At 45.9% G+C, this 15,978-nt stretch carries 16 protein-coding genes; 4 read left to right on the forward strand and 12 right to left on the reverse strand.

The genetic code is table 11. The features are described from left to right. The 7 genes from CUN85_RS13615 to CUN85_RS01600 all read right to left on the reverse strand — a co-directional run. Positions 1–127, reverse strand: a 127-nt coding sequence (locus CUN85_RS13615) for a transposase (protein ID WP_205804316.1), incomplete at its 3' end; no start/stop codon positions are given. A gap of 473 nt (positions 128–600) precedes the next feature. Beyond that, entirely contained in the window at positions 601–2,256 is a 1,656-nt protein-coding gene (flaJ, locus tag CUN85_RS01575; protein ID WP_135388371.1) for an archaellar assembly protein FlaJ, read from the reverse strand. 9 nt (positions 2,257–2,265) lie between these two features. Then, positions 2,266–3,924, reverse strand: a complete 1,659-nt coding sequence (locus tag CUN85_RS01580) for a type II/IV secretion system ATPase subunit (protein WP_135388373.1) — start codon at positions 3,922–3,924, stop codon at positions 2,266–2,268. 19 nt (positions 3,925–3,943) lie between these two features. After that, positions 3,944–4,639 carry an ATPase domain-containing protein gene (locus CUN85_RS01585; RefSeq protein ID WP_135388375.1) on the reverse strand — a complete coding sequence of 232 codons (696 nt, stop codon included), beginning with the start codon at positions 4,637–4,639 and terminating at the stop codon, positions 3,944–3,946. 9 nt (positions 4,640–4,648) lie between these two features. Further along, positions 4,649–5,155 carry a flagellin gene (locus tag CUN85_RS01590; protein WP_135388377.1) on the reverse strand — a complete coding sequence of 169 codons (507 nt, stop codon included), beginning with the start codon at positions 5,153–5,155 and terminating at the stop codon, positions 4,649–4,651. Between the two features lie 95 nt (positions 5,156–5,250). After that, complete coding sequence (locus CUN85_RS01595; protein ID WP_135388379.1) at positions 5,251–5,682, reverse strand: hypothetical protein; 432 nt, start codon at positions 5,680–5,682, stop codon at positions 5,251–5,253. Then, positions 5,672–6,973: a FlaD/FlaE family flagellar protein gene (locus CUN85_RS01600; protein ID WP_135388381.1), complete on the reverse strand. Its 1,302-nt coding sequence runs from the start codon at positions 6,971–6,973 to the stop codon at positions 5,672–5,674. Before CUN85_RS01600 ends, CUN85_RS01595 begins: the two co-directional genes overlap by 11 nt. A 158-nt stretch (positions 6,974–7,131) precedes the next feature. On the opposite strand from CUN85_RS01600, the gene CUN85_RS01605 reads away from it, so the two are divergent. Next, a complete protein-coding gene (locus tag CUN85_RS01605) occupies positions 7,132–8,148 on the forward strand; it encodes a methyltransferase domain-containing protein (RefSeq protein WP_135388384.1) in 1,017 nt (338 codons plus the stop codon). Position 8,149: 1 nt separating this feature from the next. On the opposite strand, the gene CUN85_RS01610 is transcribed toward CUN85_RS01605, so the two are convergent. From CUN85_RS01610 to alaS, 4 genes are all read right to left on the reverse strand, one after another. Further along, the gene (locus CUN85_RS01610; RefSeq protein ID WP_135388387.1) at positions 8,150–8,524 is read right to left on the reverse strand and encodes a response regulator transcription factor; all 375 of its coding nucleotides are present in this window, start codon (positions 8,522–8,524) and stop codon (positions 8,150–8,152) included. Between the two features lie 65 nt (positions 8,525–8,589). Continuing rightward, positions 8,590–9,648 (reverse strand): response regulator transcription factor, encoded by a 1,059-nt coding sequence (locus tag CUN85_RS01615; RefSeq protein ID WP_135388390.1) that lies wholly within the window; start codon positions 9,646–9,648, stop codon positions 8,590–8,592. Between the two features lie 87 nt (positions 9,649–9,735). Further along, a complete protein-coding gene (gvpD, locus tag CUN85_RS01620) occupies positions 9,736–11,076 on the reverse strand; it encodes a gas vesicle protein GvpD P-loop domain-containing protein (RefSeq protein ID WP_135388392.1) in 1,341 nt (446 codons plus the stop codon). 10 nt (positions 11,077–11,086) lie between these two features. Then, on the reverse strand, positions 11,087–13,864 hold the full coding sequence (gene alaS / locus CUN85_RS01625) for an alanine--tRNA ligase (RefSeq protein ID WP_135388394.1): 2,778 nt from the start codon (positions 13,862–13,864) through the stop codon (positions 11,087–11,089). 279 nt (positions 13,865–14,143) lie between these two features. Here alaS and CUN85_RS01630 point away from each other — a divergent pair, with 279 nt between their 5' ends. From CUN85_RS01630 to surE, 3 genes are all read left to right on the forward strand, one after another. Next, positions 14,144–14,437 (forward strand): hypothetical protein, encoded by a 294-nt coding sequence (locus CUN85_RS01630; protein ID WP_235856147.1) that lies wholly within the window; start codon positions 14,144–14,146, stop codon positions 14,435–14,437. 73 nt (positions 14,438–14,510) lie between these two features. After that, entirely contained in the window at positions 14,511–14,927 is a 417-nt protein-coding gene (locus CUN85_RS01635) for a hypothetical protein (protein WP_135388396.1), read from the forward strand. Between the two features lie 71 nt (positions 14,928–14,998). Continuing rightward, positions 14,999–15,787, forward strand: a complete 789-nt coding sequence (gene surE / locus CUN85_RS01640) for a 5'/3'-nucleotidase SurE (RefSeq protein ID WP_135388398.1) — start codon at positions 14,999–15,001, stop codon at positions 15,785–15,787. A gap of 41 nt (positions 15,788–15,828) precedes the next feature. On the opposite strand, the gene CUN85_RS12885 is transcribed toward surE, so the two are convergent. Then, positions 15,829–15,978, reverse strand: coding sequence for a hypothetical protein (locus CUN85_RS12885; protein WP_167848753.1), 150 nt, complete (start codon positions 15,976–15,978; stop codon positions 15,829–15,831).

The raw sequence follows: 15,978 nt of genomic DNA on the forward strand, positions 1-15,978 counted from the left end.
GAAGCTCTTTTAAACGTGCCTCAATCTCATTTTCTAAAACATTTCGTCTATATTTAGAACACCATATTAAATGAAAACCGATGTTATACACTGTTGTATTGCTATGTTTCCATCGTTCTGTTGCCATAACAATGTATTATAAGTCTGACAGCTATATAACATTTGTGATTATCTATAAGGTGTGGTACGATTCATCCCACAGCTAAATCAGTAGGCTTTCTCTACCCCTACGCCCCGTTAGTCGTAAATCATTGAGAAAAATACAAAGTACTGACAGTTTGGCATAAATAATTAGCATTTTTCTATATTCCTAGTCCTTTTTTAGTGTAAGAAATATTAGATATTATACATGCCTGGTTTGTATAAAGTGGTTCCTGTGCCAGAGAATATAAAAGCAGCCACCCGCCAAAGGCGGCACAATCCGTCGCTGGTGTACTGAAGAATGTTGAATTGAGGAGATGTGGCGGCTACTTTCGTTCATCTTTTTAAGTTATACACGATTTGGGACTATGCAACCTGACAGAAAGAATTTCAGTATTGAAAAAGCCGACTTTAAAATTTCAATCTACATGACTTCTCAAGGTTGTTTTTTCTTTATTGTCAGGTTATCCCGAGCAATGATGATACTGCTGCCATAGTAACCACGGCACTTGCTCCTGAGATCCAGACCATGATCACAAAATCAATTGTTGCGCTCAGCATGTGGCCTCCGTCAACGACCCTGATGAGGATGGCAGACATCAGGGAATGACCTATCATTATTGCCAGTACCATGTTTGCAAGGGTGTCCATACTTCCCACATTTGTATAGAGCACCATGCCCATGGACATGCCAGCCGGCATTTCGACTGCCGCGAACATATCCTGCATCAGTCCGACAACACCCAGGGAAATATACATTGTAAAACCGATACCACCGGTCAGCCCGTAGAGAACACCGACCAGACTGCCTGCGGACTGGCTCCTTTTCTTTCGCAGGGCGACTATCCTGTGAAAGTTCGTTGCGATGATATCACCTATAACCTCAGGCTTACCGCCGAGATTTGTCGCCTCCACGAACATCACACTGAATCGCTGGATAAGATTGCTTCCTGTGTTGGCAGAGAATACCTCCCATGAAGTTATTTTATCGATCCTTGTCACCAGCATCTTGTAAAGGTTGTTGACATCCTTTGTCAAAGGACCGAAATCATGAGCTCGCAGGGCTTTTAAGGCATCATCTATCACACCACCCCTTGCACCTGCAGAACTTCCCAGGGAGCGGATGAAAGCAGGGAAATTCTCATCCTTTCGCCTTATGCTCTTTTCGATCTTGGTGGCAACATATCCGGTATATACCAGTGGGGTGAATACCATTGCAACAGCGATAGATGTTTCGATCTTACCGTATAGGGAAACAGCTATAGCTACAATGATACATCCTGCGATCGAGATGGGAATGGAACGGTACAACTTGAGTTTCTCGCTTGTGACGATCCTGGAATTACTCCATGTAGGGTCCTTTGGGATCTTGCTCTTGGTGAACATGACCATAACAAGATCTGTCACAAGGAAGACCACAACCACGACACCCATGAGGAGTTCCGCATTCATTCCGGTGATAACAGGCATTATAACTGCAAAGGAAGCCATGAAGATCAGAGACATCACAAGGGACACGAAAAGCTCCTTGATGACCTCTACCGCATAAAGGGCACCATTATACATGGATTCATATTCATTCATCACGACATTCTGCTCTGCAAAAAGGAATGACTTTACATCCTCTCCCGACTGGAGCGCATGGGCGAACCTGTCAAGGAAATCCTCGAATATAATGGAAGGAGACCTTTTTGATACGAACCTGCACCCATCCGCAAGGCTCAGGTTCCAGACAATCACAAGGTCATATATTTTCCGGGTCTCTTCCGCAAGTTCCTGGTAATCCTCATTTTCAGAAACTATACGGATAATATCAAGCCTCGGGGTCTCAGCTGTTGCTATTGACCCCATCTGAGTTATGTAGTAGTGCATGTTGTTGTCGATACGGGCAGCTTTTGCACCAAGTATGGACAAAGGATAGGAGAAGGCAAATATCATACACACTACCGTAACAAGGGCTGGAATGTATCTTGTCGGGCCAACAAAGAGATTCGGCAGAACAGCGTACATCAGGATGGCGAAGAGGACACCAAATCCGATGATCGGCAAAGCAAACTTCTTTAAGTAGGTTTTTGGCTCCATGTCCAGATTCTTGAATGCCTTCTCATAACTCATGGAACTCACCTATACTACGAACGGAAGGCCATCTACACCATGCTTATAGAAATTCACGATGATCTCGAGCACATCATAGTAATCATCGATACCCCGTGAGCGCATCTCTTCCAGTATCCTGGCCCTGAGGAAAAGGTCCTCGTATATCTTTCTCTTGTCCTCATAACCCAGTTTTGTGGCGATCTTGTTCTCAAGAATGAAACTGTTATTAAGGCCCCTGAAATGATGCTTGTCCGTTTCGGGATCCCACTGGAATACTGCCCTGGTAACAACACCACCTACCTCCTCGTAATATCCTTCTATCTCTTCGATTGCAAGACAGCGTCGCAGGAACTTACCCTTACGGTAAACCGCTGACAATATCATTGCCACATTCAGGTTATCGATGAAGGTCACAGGGACATTTATAGGATCCGCAGTAAGGCGCTGTATCATCTTGGTTACCGCAGATGCGTGGAAAGTGGCCAGTACCGGGTGTCCTGTCTGCATTCCCTGGAAAGCCACGTTACCTTCGGCTCCTCTGATCTCACCAACGATAATATAGTTAGGCCTTGAACGCAAGGCCGCCTTGAGCAATGCAAAGGTATCCACCCTGGAATCAGGAGGGCCTTCCTCACGTGTGATAAGCTGCTGCCAGACAGGTTGCGGAGGCTGGACCTCTGCCGTGTCTTCCGCAGAGAATATCTTTGCTTTGGGATTGACGAACGCAAGACAGGCATTCAGCATAGTGGTCTTCCCACTGGCTGTTTCCCCGCTGAAGAAAACACTCATACCGTTCTCAAGGCACATCCACATATAGGCAGCCATTTCAGGACTTAAAGCGCCCCAGCTGATCAGCTGTATGATGCTCACAGGAACCTCACTGAACTTACGCATGGTGAAACTGCTACCACGCCTGCTGACATCTATACTGTAGATGATGTTGATACGTGAGCCGTCCGGAAGTGCACCATCGGCTATAGGGCGGGCATCGCTTACAGGACGACCAATACGCTCACTCATGCTTCTGAGCCAGTTGTCAAGTCCCTGCTCATCCCCGAAACTGAGATTCGTCTTCAACGTGTCGAATATCTTGTGGACAATGAAGATGTTATCCACACCTATACTGCTGATATCCTCAAGATAAGGATCCCTTATGATGGGTTCTATCGGACCGGAACCGATGATATTCCTTTCGATATGATAGAGTATCTTGTTATACTCTTTCTGGGTCATTAACACCTTTTTCTGGACAGGCATCAATTTCTGGATGATATCGAATCTGCCCTTTACCTCTTGCTCCAGAGCCCCGCCTGCACCTACATCGACGGATCCGTTCAGGAGCTTGGTTATAAGGTCCTTGAGCTCTGATTCTGAATCCGGTATCTGCTCACGCGCAGATTTTTCGAGTATGATGCTAAGTACAGCATCATATTTCTTCTTTTCAGGATCTGTCAGCTGTGGTTCAATACCATAGTAGAAGACATCGCCAAGTTCGGGAGTACCATAAAGGTGAATGAATACAGGATCCCCGACAGGTAAGATCACATTAATGCTCTCAGTGTCAAGGTCCTTTGAAAGGCTAACCATGAATGTTGGTTCATCCGCGCCGTTCTCTTTCATGAACTTGCGGACATACTCGCCCAGGTGCGGATTCCTCTGTATGGCTTTTTCAAATTCCTGATCCATTCGATCGCCTTCTTCAGCTTCATGACACAGAAGCTATCTCTACAACAAGACCAACTTTCGGCTCTATCCTGAAACCGATCATCTGGCCCACCGGGCCTTTGGCACCGGTGAACTTGTTGACAACTATCGTACGCTTGACCTCACTTCCCAGAGGTCTTGACTTGAGGGTAATGTAAACATCGCAGGATGACCTGAACATAGAAGCGATGTCCTCACTGAGCTGATTAGGCTCGATGGTAAGTATGATGACCTTCCCCATTCCGTTCAGTTTTTTGAAAAAAGATATCAGATCAAGACTTTTTTCAGTATTTGCGCTGTATTTTATTAGTGAGGAAATGGTATCTATGATAATTACGTTCTTCTCAAAGAGCTCTTCAGCTGTCATTAACCTCTCAAGGAAGTCGAAACGGGATTTAGCTGCCTGTACAAGAGGAATAACAGGAATATAGAGCAGATTACCGTTCAGCAGAAAAGGCGCAATCGGGTAATCCATTGAGTACATCTGGTTAATAAAACCCTTTGTGGTCATTTGTGTGGAAACAAAGGTAACACTGACGTCACTCTCATTAAGTCCGTATGCCAGACGCTGGGTGATCGAACTTTTGCCCCCTCCGCTCCCACCTTCTATCACTACAAGGGAACCTGCAGGAAAACCTCCTCCCAGCTTGGCGTTGAGTTCATCTCTTGGTATTTCGAACGAGTTGATCTTTGCCATATTTCACCATTAAATTATAAAGTTCATGCCACCGGATTTCCCATTCTCTGCTGCAACAAGTATGCGATGGTCACCTGCCTTAAGTGGAAAAGGGTCTGTTGTCACATTTATCACCAGGACATCCCCGGGACGCCATATGACATCTCCATCCGGGAGATCGATATCCATTTCACCTGGCCCTATCATGGAACCATCTACAAGGACGGTTATGAATTCCGGTACCAGTTCAGTCCTGCCTGTGTTCTTCGCATAGAAGGTATAATAATTCCCGGAGGCATCATAGGGGATGACAGAAGGGTCATTGACAATCGTTATGTCAGTCCTCATCTGCTCTGAGAGCAACTTGCTGCTGACAGATGATGATGATACCATGGACTGGATATCCGCGGAAAGTACAGTAACGACTCCCATTGCGATTATTATGGCCGCAATGAAGAATATCATGTGGGTTACAGCCGTATCTGCCTTCTCACATCCGGAAAATGGATGCCTCCGGTCGAAGCGTTTGTCCTTCATACTTTGGTACCATCAGGTCTGAAATTGGAATTATAATTAGAAGTATTATATATTGATAATAGTATATAAATTTGGTACCAGCCGGCAAGGTGCCCTCAAACCACATAGGTCCCGTAGTCAGCAATACCGTTCTCAGTGACAATTTTCACACGATGGGATCCCGTACCTTCCAGACCGGATACGGTCAGATTACGAGTCTCTTCCGGAACCCAGGTAACTGCAGTATCAGAAAAAGTATATTCTTTGAGGCTGCCGTCGATAAGCACATTGAGCTCATCAAAACTGAGAGTCTCACTACCGGTGTTTTTCATGGTAACGGTGAGGTCGTGGGTTTCGTTGAAAACGTCTGCTATCGAATCCTCAATCTCTATTCCGGTATTCAGGCGTTTATTCTGCATCTGGTATTGTTCTGCAGACGCATCGGAGGCAATCTCAGAAGATGTTGTTAAAGTTGTGTATGAGAAGGTCCCTACAATGACTGCCGAAATAAAGAAGATAGCAACAACAACCGAAACCTCAAATCCCATACAGTTCCTCCAGGCCGTGCTTGACCTTTGACATCTCCCGGTCGATGGAGCTTAGCATGTTGCGATCGATCTTGCGTCCGCACAGACGTTCAACAAAGAGAAGGGATTTGGTGTGGTCCTCCGGAAGCAGGCGCCAGGTAGGTTTCTCAACATAGTAATCTATACCGCGGGCATATGCCATTACCTCGGACCTTACATCTTCGCTTATCCACCCGATGTCCACATAGTAGTCCAGTGCGTCCATCAGGTTGTTCCTGCCTACGCGCTCCATCAAGAATTCTATCCAGTTCAGCAGTACGACCACGCTTGTGGGATCGGTCCTTATATTCTCCAGACGTACCATCGGAACTACTTCTTTGGAATTCCTGCGGGTACCTTCATCAGCATCATGCTCTGTGGCCGTTTCCCCGGAACCGTCTCCTATACCCTCCACGGGCAACTTTGAAGACATCAGAACGCCTTTTCTTTCGATCTCATCGACCCTTATGGAAATGGCACTTGTTGTTTCTGCAAGTTCAAGGATGTTCTGGTCAACAAGTTCGTTCTTGTCCGTGAGCTCCTCGGTTTTAAGGGTCAGCTGCTCGATACTCCCATGCAGCATGGACATGGCATCAGCAAACGCAGTGAGTTTGGATTCCACATCCTGCATCTTAGAGTCGATTTCCTTGGAGATTCCAGGCATGTTCAACTTGTGGTCGATCGAATCCAGGTCGTTCTTGAAGACAACCAGCAGGTCCCCAAGCTCAGTGGCCCTTTTCTCCACCTTTTCAAATCGTTCTATCGTAGCCCTGGAAGCTACATCATCACCTACAAACGGATTTACCTGATTGGATACGATCTCATAGAGCGAAAGCAATTCAAGCACACTCTGATCTATCTTATCCACTGTTTTTTTGATCTCTTCGTTCTCACGTTGCACCATGCTAAGAGTCACGTCAGCCTTGGACACCTTCGTTTCGATCTCTTTGATCCTTTTGGTATTTGTCTCGATAGCCTCTTTGTTCTCAGAAGAGCCAGACTGGCCGGAAGAACCCCCCTGGAAACCCGGAGGGCCGCTCATGCCGGGAGGGCCACCTGCAGGAGGATTTGCTCCAGGCATACCTGGTGGACTCATGCCGGGAGGACCTCCGGGAGGCATACCTGAAGCCAGGTCCGGCACAGAGTTAAGGTCGGGAATCCCTTCTAAAAAAGGAGGATCTGAATCAAAAGGAGAACTACCCCCATTATTCTTTCCTTTTTTACTAAGGATAGCAGAAGTTGCCTTCTTTATTTTATCGCTTAAGCCGGACATGGTCTCACATAGCAGGATCTGATCTTTCAGATATATCTATCGATAACAGAATATACGTTCAATAATATATAAAAATATTGAATCAAATGATTTTGCCTGGTCCGGGCAGGCAAAGGTGGGTTTAAATCATTTGACCAACCATTGCTTCAAAGATCAGAGTGACGCGCAAAAAGAAGTTTGAACATCGTATCTTCTCCGACAAGGACGGAGTGAGGTTTGCAACACCTGAAGACGTAGCAATCTACAGGGCCAAACGCCTGAGATGTAAAACCATCGCCGACATAAGTTGCGGGATTGGCGGACAGACAATATACTTCGCAAGGGAATGCGAGCATGTCTATGCAGTGGAGATAGACCCTCAAAAGATAGCATACGCCAGGAAAAACTGCAAGCACCTTGGGATCACAAACGTGGAATTCATCTGTGCAGATGCACTTTCCCCTGAAGTGATAGCCAGTCTGCCTCAGCTTGATATCGTATTCTCGGACCCTGCCAGGCCTGCAAGTGAAAAAGTGAGGGATATCAGCAACCTGCAGCCATCGATCCCTGACGTGATGACCGCATATAGCACAAAGACATCCTGTTTTGCCTTTGAAGCACCCCCTCAGCTTACACCCGAAAGAGTTCCTTTTGACTGTGAAAAAGAGTATCTTTCACTCGAAGGCAAAATGAACCGCTTAAACCTGTACTTTGGGACCCTGAAGAAATGCGGGGTATCGGCCATAGCCCTCCCTTCAGGAACCAGAATAGAGTCGGACGATGAGATACCGGATATCCGGAGAACCGAAGAGCCGGCCTTATATGCCTATGAACCGGAAGAATCTGTTGAAAGGGCAGGGCTCCTTGCACAGCTGGCTGAAGAAGTAAGGGAACAGGCATCAGATGTCAGTTTATTCCCGATAGATAAGAAACGCATTTTCCTAACATCCATGGAACAGATTGACCACCAACTGTTCAAGAAGAAGTATAAAGTTCTGAATATGCTGGCGTTTGACATCCCGCAGATCAACGAGTACCTTCGGGAAAACGGTTTCGGAACTATGCTTTTAAGAGCTTCGGTCGATCCGAAAGAATACTGGGATATACGTAACCGGCTTGAAAAAGGACTTCGGGGAGACAGAAAAGCGCACCTGTTCCTTAAGGGCGAAATTGCCATATTGTGCGAGACATTGTAAACTACTGGCCCTTTAACTTCAGCAGGGACCTTGTCCTTTTTATGAGTTCACGTCTGCTGAAAGGTTTTGTAATATAATCATCCGCTTTGATCACATGTAAACCAAGCATCTTATCGAACTCCTGGCTTTTTACAGTAAGCATAGCAACCGGGAGGGCAGGGTTATCTTCCTTTATCTTGTGGAAAGTTTCCCATCCGTTCATGTCAGGCATCATGATATCAAGCAGAACAGCATCCGGAAGTTCTTCCTTTATGAACTCGAGACATTCAAAACCACTACTTGCCCCGATGACATCTATACCTTCAGATTCAAGAATAAGTTTCACAAGGTCGATGGTATCGGGTTCATCATCTACGACCATGACTTTGGGACACATTTTTTAACTCCTTAAAGAGAAAGATCTTTACAGAACAGAATATAAGATACTCTTTAAATATATAATTAATCCTCTTCCGACCAGCCAAGCCGCCTCATGACCATCTTTATACGAGCTTTTACTTCCCTTTTGTCAAAAGGCTTTGAGATATAGTCATCAATACCAAGTTCCATACCTTTTACTTTGTCCTCGACTGCTGTTTTTGCAGATATCATTATTACAGGGATGTCACTGGCAGTTCTGCTTTTCTTGAGTTCTTCCACAACCTCATAACCATCCATATCCGGCATCATGATGTCGAGCAGTATCAGGTCCGGTTTTTCCTTTAAGGCGATATCAATTGCCTGCTCACCGTTATATGCCACCAGGAAATCGTATGGTTCATTCATCAGAGAAAGTTTTAGAAGTTCGGGAATATCAGGTTCATCATCCACGATCAATATCTTTAACCTGTCATGTTTGATCTTCTTTCGGGAATACTCCAGTTTGATATATCCGTCTTCCACAGTATACAGGAAGTCAAAATCCTTCAGTCCGACCTGTGTATGAACCTCACCTATATTGGTCGTTTCAAGTACCACGTCAAAAAAGGACTTAACCAGCATTTCAGTATCTTTAGAAAGGATGTCCTTCAAAAGTATGGAGACAATACCACCTTTTTTCTCGCTCACCTTCTTCTCGATGAACTGCATGAAGTTCTCAACGACCTGCATGGTATCGCTGGCAAGGACATTCATATTATCGATCACAAGTAGCGAACCCGGATTCTTTTCGAACAGGTTGGCTATATGTGACGCCATTTTGGTATAATCAGCAGGAGAACTGCAGTACAATGTACCTTGCTGTGGTGGCCTTCCAGGAACTTCTACGTCAATGAACCAGAAACGGCCCATGAATCCGGAAATATCCAGCCCGAAATCCCCGAATTTGCTTAGGACTTTATCCCTTGAGGAATTCAGGCATAGCCAGACCACAGTCCTGTCAGCATCATTCTTCAGTATATCATACACATGAAAATAGACAAGGCGTTCGACAAAACTATCGACTGGAGCAAAGAACAGGGAACTTTTGTTTGCCAGTTCCTTCCTTAAAGTAGCCAGAATTTCAGGAGTCCGATCTTCCATTGTCCCTTACCTTTATAGTCTTTTGTAAGGATTGGTTCTATTTTCTTATTAATGTTTGGGATGTTTTAGACTATAGAGCCTGACCGCCTATTTGATCGGAGTGAGTCTGACCTGCGGATAGCCCGAGCTGAAGTCCATCTGAGCAACAAACAGTCCTGTTTTCGGAACAATGCCATACATAACAAGGGTCTTATCAACGTTCTCGAATTTCCAGTGGGTTGTAGCCATATGCGCCACGGAATCAGTGATATTCTGTCCGTGCTTTGCAACGGCAAGTACAACATTATCAGTCGTTTTGGTGACCGAAGCCATTTGTCCTATGATAGAACCAATGTTTTCCCAGCCGTAATTGTATTCCATACTGTCCAGCCCGATATAATCAAGAAGTGGAGAACCATGCTGACGCATCATTTCGTTCTTTGCCTGGTAGAATACATCCATGTCCTTGTATACGTTACCCGAAAATGCTGCTATATATGAAGGGATCCGACCCTTCAGGTCACGTATCTCAAACCCCCGGAACTGCCCGGGAAAATCAGGCCCTGTTGTAAAAGGGGAGATCATCCGCTTCTCGGTCTCCACACTCGTACCCTCGGAAGGAATACTCAGCAACCCTCTGCCAAGATTCAGATGATTGATAAATGTCGGAAGCAGGAGGCTGTAAAAAGAATCACCTACACCGCTTGTGATCTCAAAGAGATTGAAACTGCCTTTCTGGTAACCTCCTCCGAGGATCTCATCGAGATCAGGACTTCCCGTAGAGATTTTACTTTCCATGGGATCCGGCATGGAATCAGGAATTGCTGTCTTCTGAGGATATGAGACCCTGAAAGGATCAAAACTTGTGAACTTACCCCCTTCAAGCGTAAAGACATATCTCGACTGGGACATACCGACCCCCCGGAGCTTGAGCATCTGAACCTTACGGACATCGGCATCTGATATCTCTGAAACCTCGAGGGATACCACCCCGTCGACAAGGTAATCCAGAGAAGTGACCTCAGTCTGTTCAGTGATCAGTACAAGGTCTGCGTTAACCTTTCTGGAGAAGTCTGACAGGAGACGTTCGAGCTCGAACTTGTTATCCTCCCATCTGGATGACCTTGTTGTTGCAATGCTCAGGGAATCGATAGAATCTACCACTATCATGGGTTTTGAATCACCCGATTCCCAGATGACCTTGATCCTGGAGGCAAGCATCCTCAGGAAATCCTCATTATTGCTGAAATCCCCCTCTATCCAGGGGAACTTGCCGTATGATGATGACTTGTCTATCCGGGGAGAAATATAGATACAATTTCCCTCAGGACATAGTTCATTCAGAATCCCGAATATGAACGTGGTTTTACCAGTACCGGGTTTGCCTTTGACAAGCAGGGACTTACCGAACTGAGAAGAAAAGAACTGCTCTATCTCCCCCGGGATCATAATTCACCCCTCATGCAACCTTAAGCTGTTCTTTTAGCAGAGCTACTCCACATTCCAGCGAATCGTTGACCTTTAAAGGATCGACACCGCCTCCACGCGCCATGTTCGGACGACCTCCGCCACCGCCACCCACTACTTTTGACATTTCCCTGACAATGGAGCCTGCATTCGCGCCTGCAATTAGAGCATCATTGCCTGCGGCAGCTACGATCTTAACGCCTTCTGCATCACTTACAAGTATGGAAACTACATCCTTTTCCCGCGTGAGCTCACCTGCGATCTTTACAAGTTCTTCTGCATCTGCATTTGGAACCAGGCTGGCTATCACACGGATGCCACCTATGTCGATGGCGTCGTTTATCATGCCTGCGACACGCACGTGTGCCAGTTCATCCTTGAGTTTCTCATTCTCCTTCTTGAAGTCCTTCCATTCACCGAAGAAGCGTTCAATGGTCGAAGGCAGGTGTTCAGGAAGTACGCGCAATGCTTCTGCCGACTGGTCGAGATAGGACTGCAGCTTCTGTGTAGCTCTAACTGCTGCAAGACCGGCAGCGTATTCGATACGTTCCACACCATCCTGGATGCGTTCGGTCTTGAGCATCTTGATAGGCCCTACAATCCCGGTACTTGTACAGTGAGTACCTCCACATGCCTCAACATCATCTGCAACTTTGAGAACACGGATCCTGTTACCCGGAGGGACACCTCCCTGATAGAGCTTGAAGCCGTACTTCTTCTCAGCATCGACACGGTCCATCCATTCGGCAGTGACACGCTGGTTCTCCATCACCGTACGGTTTGCGATCAGTTCTATCTGGTTGAGTTCATCCTGAGTGATACGCTTGTAGTGAGAGATATCAAGACGGGCCCGTTCAACTGTCTTTTGTGCACCGGTCTGCCATACATGATCACCGAGTACCTTTCTGGCAGCATCGTTTACAATATGTGTTGCGGTGTGATGACAGGCATGTGCCATTCTTCTTTCCTCATCGACTTTCGCGATAACAAGGTCACCTTTTCGCAGATGGAATTCATCTTCTGTGCCATTTATTGTATGGACAACGACACCATTCACTATCTGAACATCGACAACGTTGAGTACATCATCATAGACAGTAATAGTACCATGGTCTGCAGGCTGTCCACCACCTTCCGGATAGAAGAGGGTGCTCTCAAGCACCAGATGGTTATCAAAAACGTCAAGCACAACTGCCTCGAACTCCATCCTTGCAGGTTCATCGTAAAAGAGACGCTTTGTTTTCGGGAGTTTATCCACTTTATCCGCATAGGGGAAGACCTTCTCTACTTTAGCCTCTGCCCTGCTGTGGCCTTCTGCCACCAGCGAATAGAAATTATCCGGAAGCTCGGTCTCGACTCCCATCTCAGCGGCAGCTTCCTTTGATACTTCCGGCGGGATACCATGACTGTCATACATCTCTATTACTGTTGAGAGAGGGATCTTCTCACCTGCAGACTTATAGTGTTTTGCAGATTTCCGGATCATGCGCCTTCCACGTTCAAGCGTGTCAGCAAATTTCTTTTCTTCATGCTCCAGTATATCACGGATCACATCAAGCTTCTCGCCAAACTCTGGATATTCCGGCAGGTTATCAATGTGCATCTCGACTATCTCGGACAGAGGTATCCTGATATCCATCTCATTCATCTTCCTCAGGGTCCTGCGAAGCACCAGACGTGCAAGGTATCCTTCTTTGACATTTGATGGGATAATACCATCTGCCAGCATGAATGTCAGACAGCGAGTGTGATCGGTTATTGCATAGACGTTCTCCACAGGTTCCATAATAGTGGAAAGCTTGTCCACTGTGGTGCCGATACTGGATGCCACTTGTTTGCGAAGCTGGAAGAGATTCGCTTTCTCGCTGACATCCATCAGTCCCGCAAAACGGGCATTCTGGGCCAATATGTTGGCATATTCGGAATTGTCCAGCTCATGTTCAATACCGGCAAGACCCATGAGCTCATTGACAATGTTCGGGAAAACAGCATCATATATCGTAGGTGAACCTTTCGAAGCCCACACGAACCTCTCGAGACCGTAACCTGTATCAACAATGTAATTGTCCATCTTGCGATATTGATCACCTTTTATCAGGATATTGCCTTGCCCTGATTGCTCCAGGTCCATGAAAACCAGCGTTGCAACCTCAAGGCCGCCGATCAGTGCCTCAACGCACGGACCAGCGTTACCTCCTCCGGCCCAGGGCTCCTCCTTGTAGGTCACGGCCAGTGGGTCCGCTCCAAGAGAGTTGAAAAGCTCATCACATAGCTCCATGGTGTGGTCCTTCCAGTAGACTTCCTCATTCTCCTTGTTGAAAGCATGGTGAGCCATCATCTCAAAAGTTGTCAGATGGCGGCCACTCCTGCCCACGGCATCAAGATCCGAAAGACGGATGCAAGGCTGGGAGATTGTCAGAGGGTTGGCCGGAGGTCGTACCTGACCGGAAGTGACAAACGGTTGAAAATCAGCAATTGAAGCGATGGTGAGATAAATATCATCCCTCCACCTGGCCACAACAGGATACCTTTCCAGTCTTGTATGCCCTCTGTCTTCGAAGAACTTAAGATAGTATTCCCTCATCTCTGAGAGATCGTAATTTTTCTTGAAAACCGGATCGCCTATAAAGCTATAGGGATCGCAAGGAGCATCCCCGCAGGTACTTCTGTCGACATCCCGTGTCCAGAAGAACTTACCACATTTTGAACACTGCTTACGAATAAAACCGTTTTCATAGAAAAAATCAAGTTGATATTCATCCTCAAGCATAATTATTCCAACTAGATGATCCTTTGATGAAATTTATTCTTCCAAGTATGCCCCAATGATTAAAAATGTTTCTTATAGAAATTCATTACACAATTTAATTAGAGAATTTATATAAATATACATAGACAATAATTTCAACAGATGGTGATTCGGTAAAATTTTGTGTCAGGTTACAACTATTTTGTGAACATATAACTATCGATAAAACTACATACTTAAAAAATCGAGTACATCATCTTTAAATAGATGCTCAGAAACTAGCATAAATGGTGATGACCGATGGAATCAATGCGATATATGTCGTTAGTGTTTAGAGGTTTGGTCGAAGAGTACAGTAGCTCCGGAGCAAGACCTTCCGTTTTTATGGATGCTGGTGGTAATCTGCAGGTATACCTGTGCGATCCCATTGTTGAGGAAAACAAAGAAGAATACGGCATAGATATTGAAGGAGATTACGACGTTAACGGCGGACAGTTCACAGAGATGTATGAAGCATTGAAGCTCATTGCACCTGCCCCTCTTGAAGCTGAGATAAACATGGAGCTCAGAAGAAAGGCAGCTACTAAACAATAATATTGGTCATGCACCAAAAAACAGCTATTTCCGGTTTGGGAATCAGCACACGGGATGAACGGGATGAGAGAGAATGGACTACAAAAAACTCCTGAAAGTTTTGAAAAATTCTAAGCAGGTCTACAGGGAAGACTATGTAAGAAAGATATTCAGGAGCTCACACTATGACATCGGTCTTTTTGAGACTCAGTTGAACGAGTTCAATCAAACAATGAAAGGGAACGACTCTGCCCTTGCCAGGCAATATATGGACAGGACCATCCTTGCACAGGTGCTGGATGACGCTTCGATTTTGCTTGAAATAGCAAAAGACAACAAGTGCCTCAGCGAAGAACAGAATGAGTCGATCATTGGGATCATCGATAAGATTGACACCATCAGTGAAGACATTGAAGTAATCGAACAGATCAAGGCCCTGGCAGAACTGCCGGAAGGATCCGACCAAGACCTGTATTCCAGAGAAAGGAAAAAGATCTTTGCAAACGTATAGTTTCGCTGGATTTTATCCATATCTTCTTTCCAGGCATTAGTTTTAAGACATTGACCCACGAAGAATAGGCCATGTCCAGAAGAATTCTTCTTACGAATGATGATGGTGTGTATTCCGCAGGCATAAGGGCTGCGTACAGAAGCGTGGCGGACCTGGGAGAAGTGACCGTGTCCGCACCCCTCATGCAGCAAAGTGGCGTAGGACGCTCAATATCTATTTTTGAACCCCTGAGGATCACAACTACCCGGATCGACGGCATAGAGGTCAATGCTGTGGGCGGGACACCTACGGATTCTGTAATACTCGGAATGTTCACGATAATGAAACAGAAACCTGACCTCATACTTTCAGGTTTCAACATCGGAGAGAACATAAGCACTGATACGATAACCACTTCCGGAACCATAGGTGCAGCCCTGGAGGGCGCAAGTTACGGCATCCCTGCAATAGCGGCCTCGGTTCAGGTGAAGGAGGAAGGAGATAAATTCGATGACCACAGAGATTACAAGCATGATTTCGAAGTCGGAATAAAAGTGGTCAACAGGATTGCCAGTAAAGTAATGCAACACGGACTTCCTGATAAAGTGGACCTGCTTAATGTCAATTTACCATACCATGTGGAAGAGGATACAGAAATAGAGATAACCCGCCTTGCAAGGAAGTTCTTCAGGACTGATGTGGAGGAAAGACATGATCCAAGGGGCAGGCCTTACTACTGGATAGCCGGCGACCTCATAAACGAAGACGAAAAAGGCACTGACGTAGACGCCCTTATCAGTAAAGGACATATCTCCGTGACACCAATATCACTGGATGCCACGTCCCCTATTGATTTCTCGGAAATAGAGCATCTCCTGTAGTAACTCTGAGCAATTAGTAATAAAGAATAAAAAAAAGAATCCTATTTCTTTATTTTCAGGAGTATCTCTGTGCAGCCCTCATCTACCCCGCGCAGAGTTCCTGTAGCACCCACGACAGTGCTCCCAAGTATATCCTGTACAAAACGATTGATATCGATACTTTTACCATCAACTGTCAGTTCTACTTCCAT

The organism is Methanolobus halotolerans (assembly GCF_004745425.1).
In the GTDB taxonomy this organism is placed as follows: domain Archaea; phylum Halobacteriota; class Methanosarcinia; order Methanosarcinales; family Methanosarcinaceae; genus Methanolobus; species Methanolobus halotolerans.

Coding starts and splice junctions, on each gene's coding strand:
- CUN85_RS01590 (WP_135388377.1), bottom strand. CDS start 5,155: ATGAAGGACAAACGCTTCGACCGGAGGCATCCATTTTCCGGATGTGAG.
- CUN85_RS01580 (WP_135388373.1), bottom strand. CDS start 3,924: ATGGATCAGGAATTTGAAAAAGCCATACAGAGGAATCCGCACCTGGGC.
- CUN85_RS01600 (WP_135388381.1), bottom strand. CDS start 6,973: ATGTCCGGCTTAAGCGATAAAATAAAGAAGGCAACTTCTGCTATCCTT.
- CUN85_RS12885 (WP_167848753.1), bottom strand. CDS start 15,978: ATGGAAGTAGAACTGACAGTTGATGGTAAAAGTATCGATATCAATCGT.
- CUN85_RS01630 (WP_235856147.1), top strand. CDS start 14,144: ATGGAATCAATGCGATATATGTCGTTAGTGTTTAGAGGTTTGGTCGAA.
- CUN85_RS01615 (WP_135388390.1), bottom strand. CDS start 9,648: ATGGAAGATCGGACTCCTGAAATTCTGGCTACTTTAAGGAAGGAACTG.
- flaJ (WP_135388371.1), bottom strand. CDS start 2,256: ATGAGTTATGAGAAGGCATTCAAGAATCTGGACATGGAGCCAAAAACC.
- CUN85_RS01635 (WP_135388396.1), top strand. CDS start 14,511: ATGGACTACAAAAAACTCCTGAAAGTTTTGAAAAATTCTAAGCAGGTC.
- surE (WP_135388398.1), top strand. CDS start 14,999: ATGTCCAGAAGAATTCTTCTTACGAATGATGATGGTGTGTATTCCGCA.
- CUN85_RS01610 (WP_135388387.1), bottom strand. CDS start 8,524: ATGTGTCCCAAAGTCATGGTCGTAGATGATGAACCCGATACCATCGAC.
- gvpD (WP_135388392.1), bottom strand. CDS start 11,076: ATGATCCCGGGGGAGATAGAGCAGTTCTTTTCTTCTCAGTTCGGTAAG.
- CUN85_RS01595 (WP_135388379.1), bottom strand. CDS start 5,682: ATGGGATTTGAGGTTTCGGTTGTTGTTGCTATCTTCTTTATTTCGGCA.
- CUN85_RS01585 (WP_135388375.1), bottom strand. CDS start 4,639: ATGGCAAAGATCAACTCGTTCGAAATACCAAGAGATGAACTCAACGCC.
- alaS (WP_135388394.1), bottom strand. CDS start 13,864: ATGCTTGAGGATGAATATCAACTTGATTTTTTCTATGAAAACGGTTTT.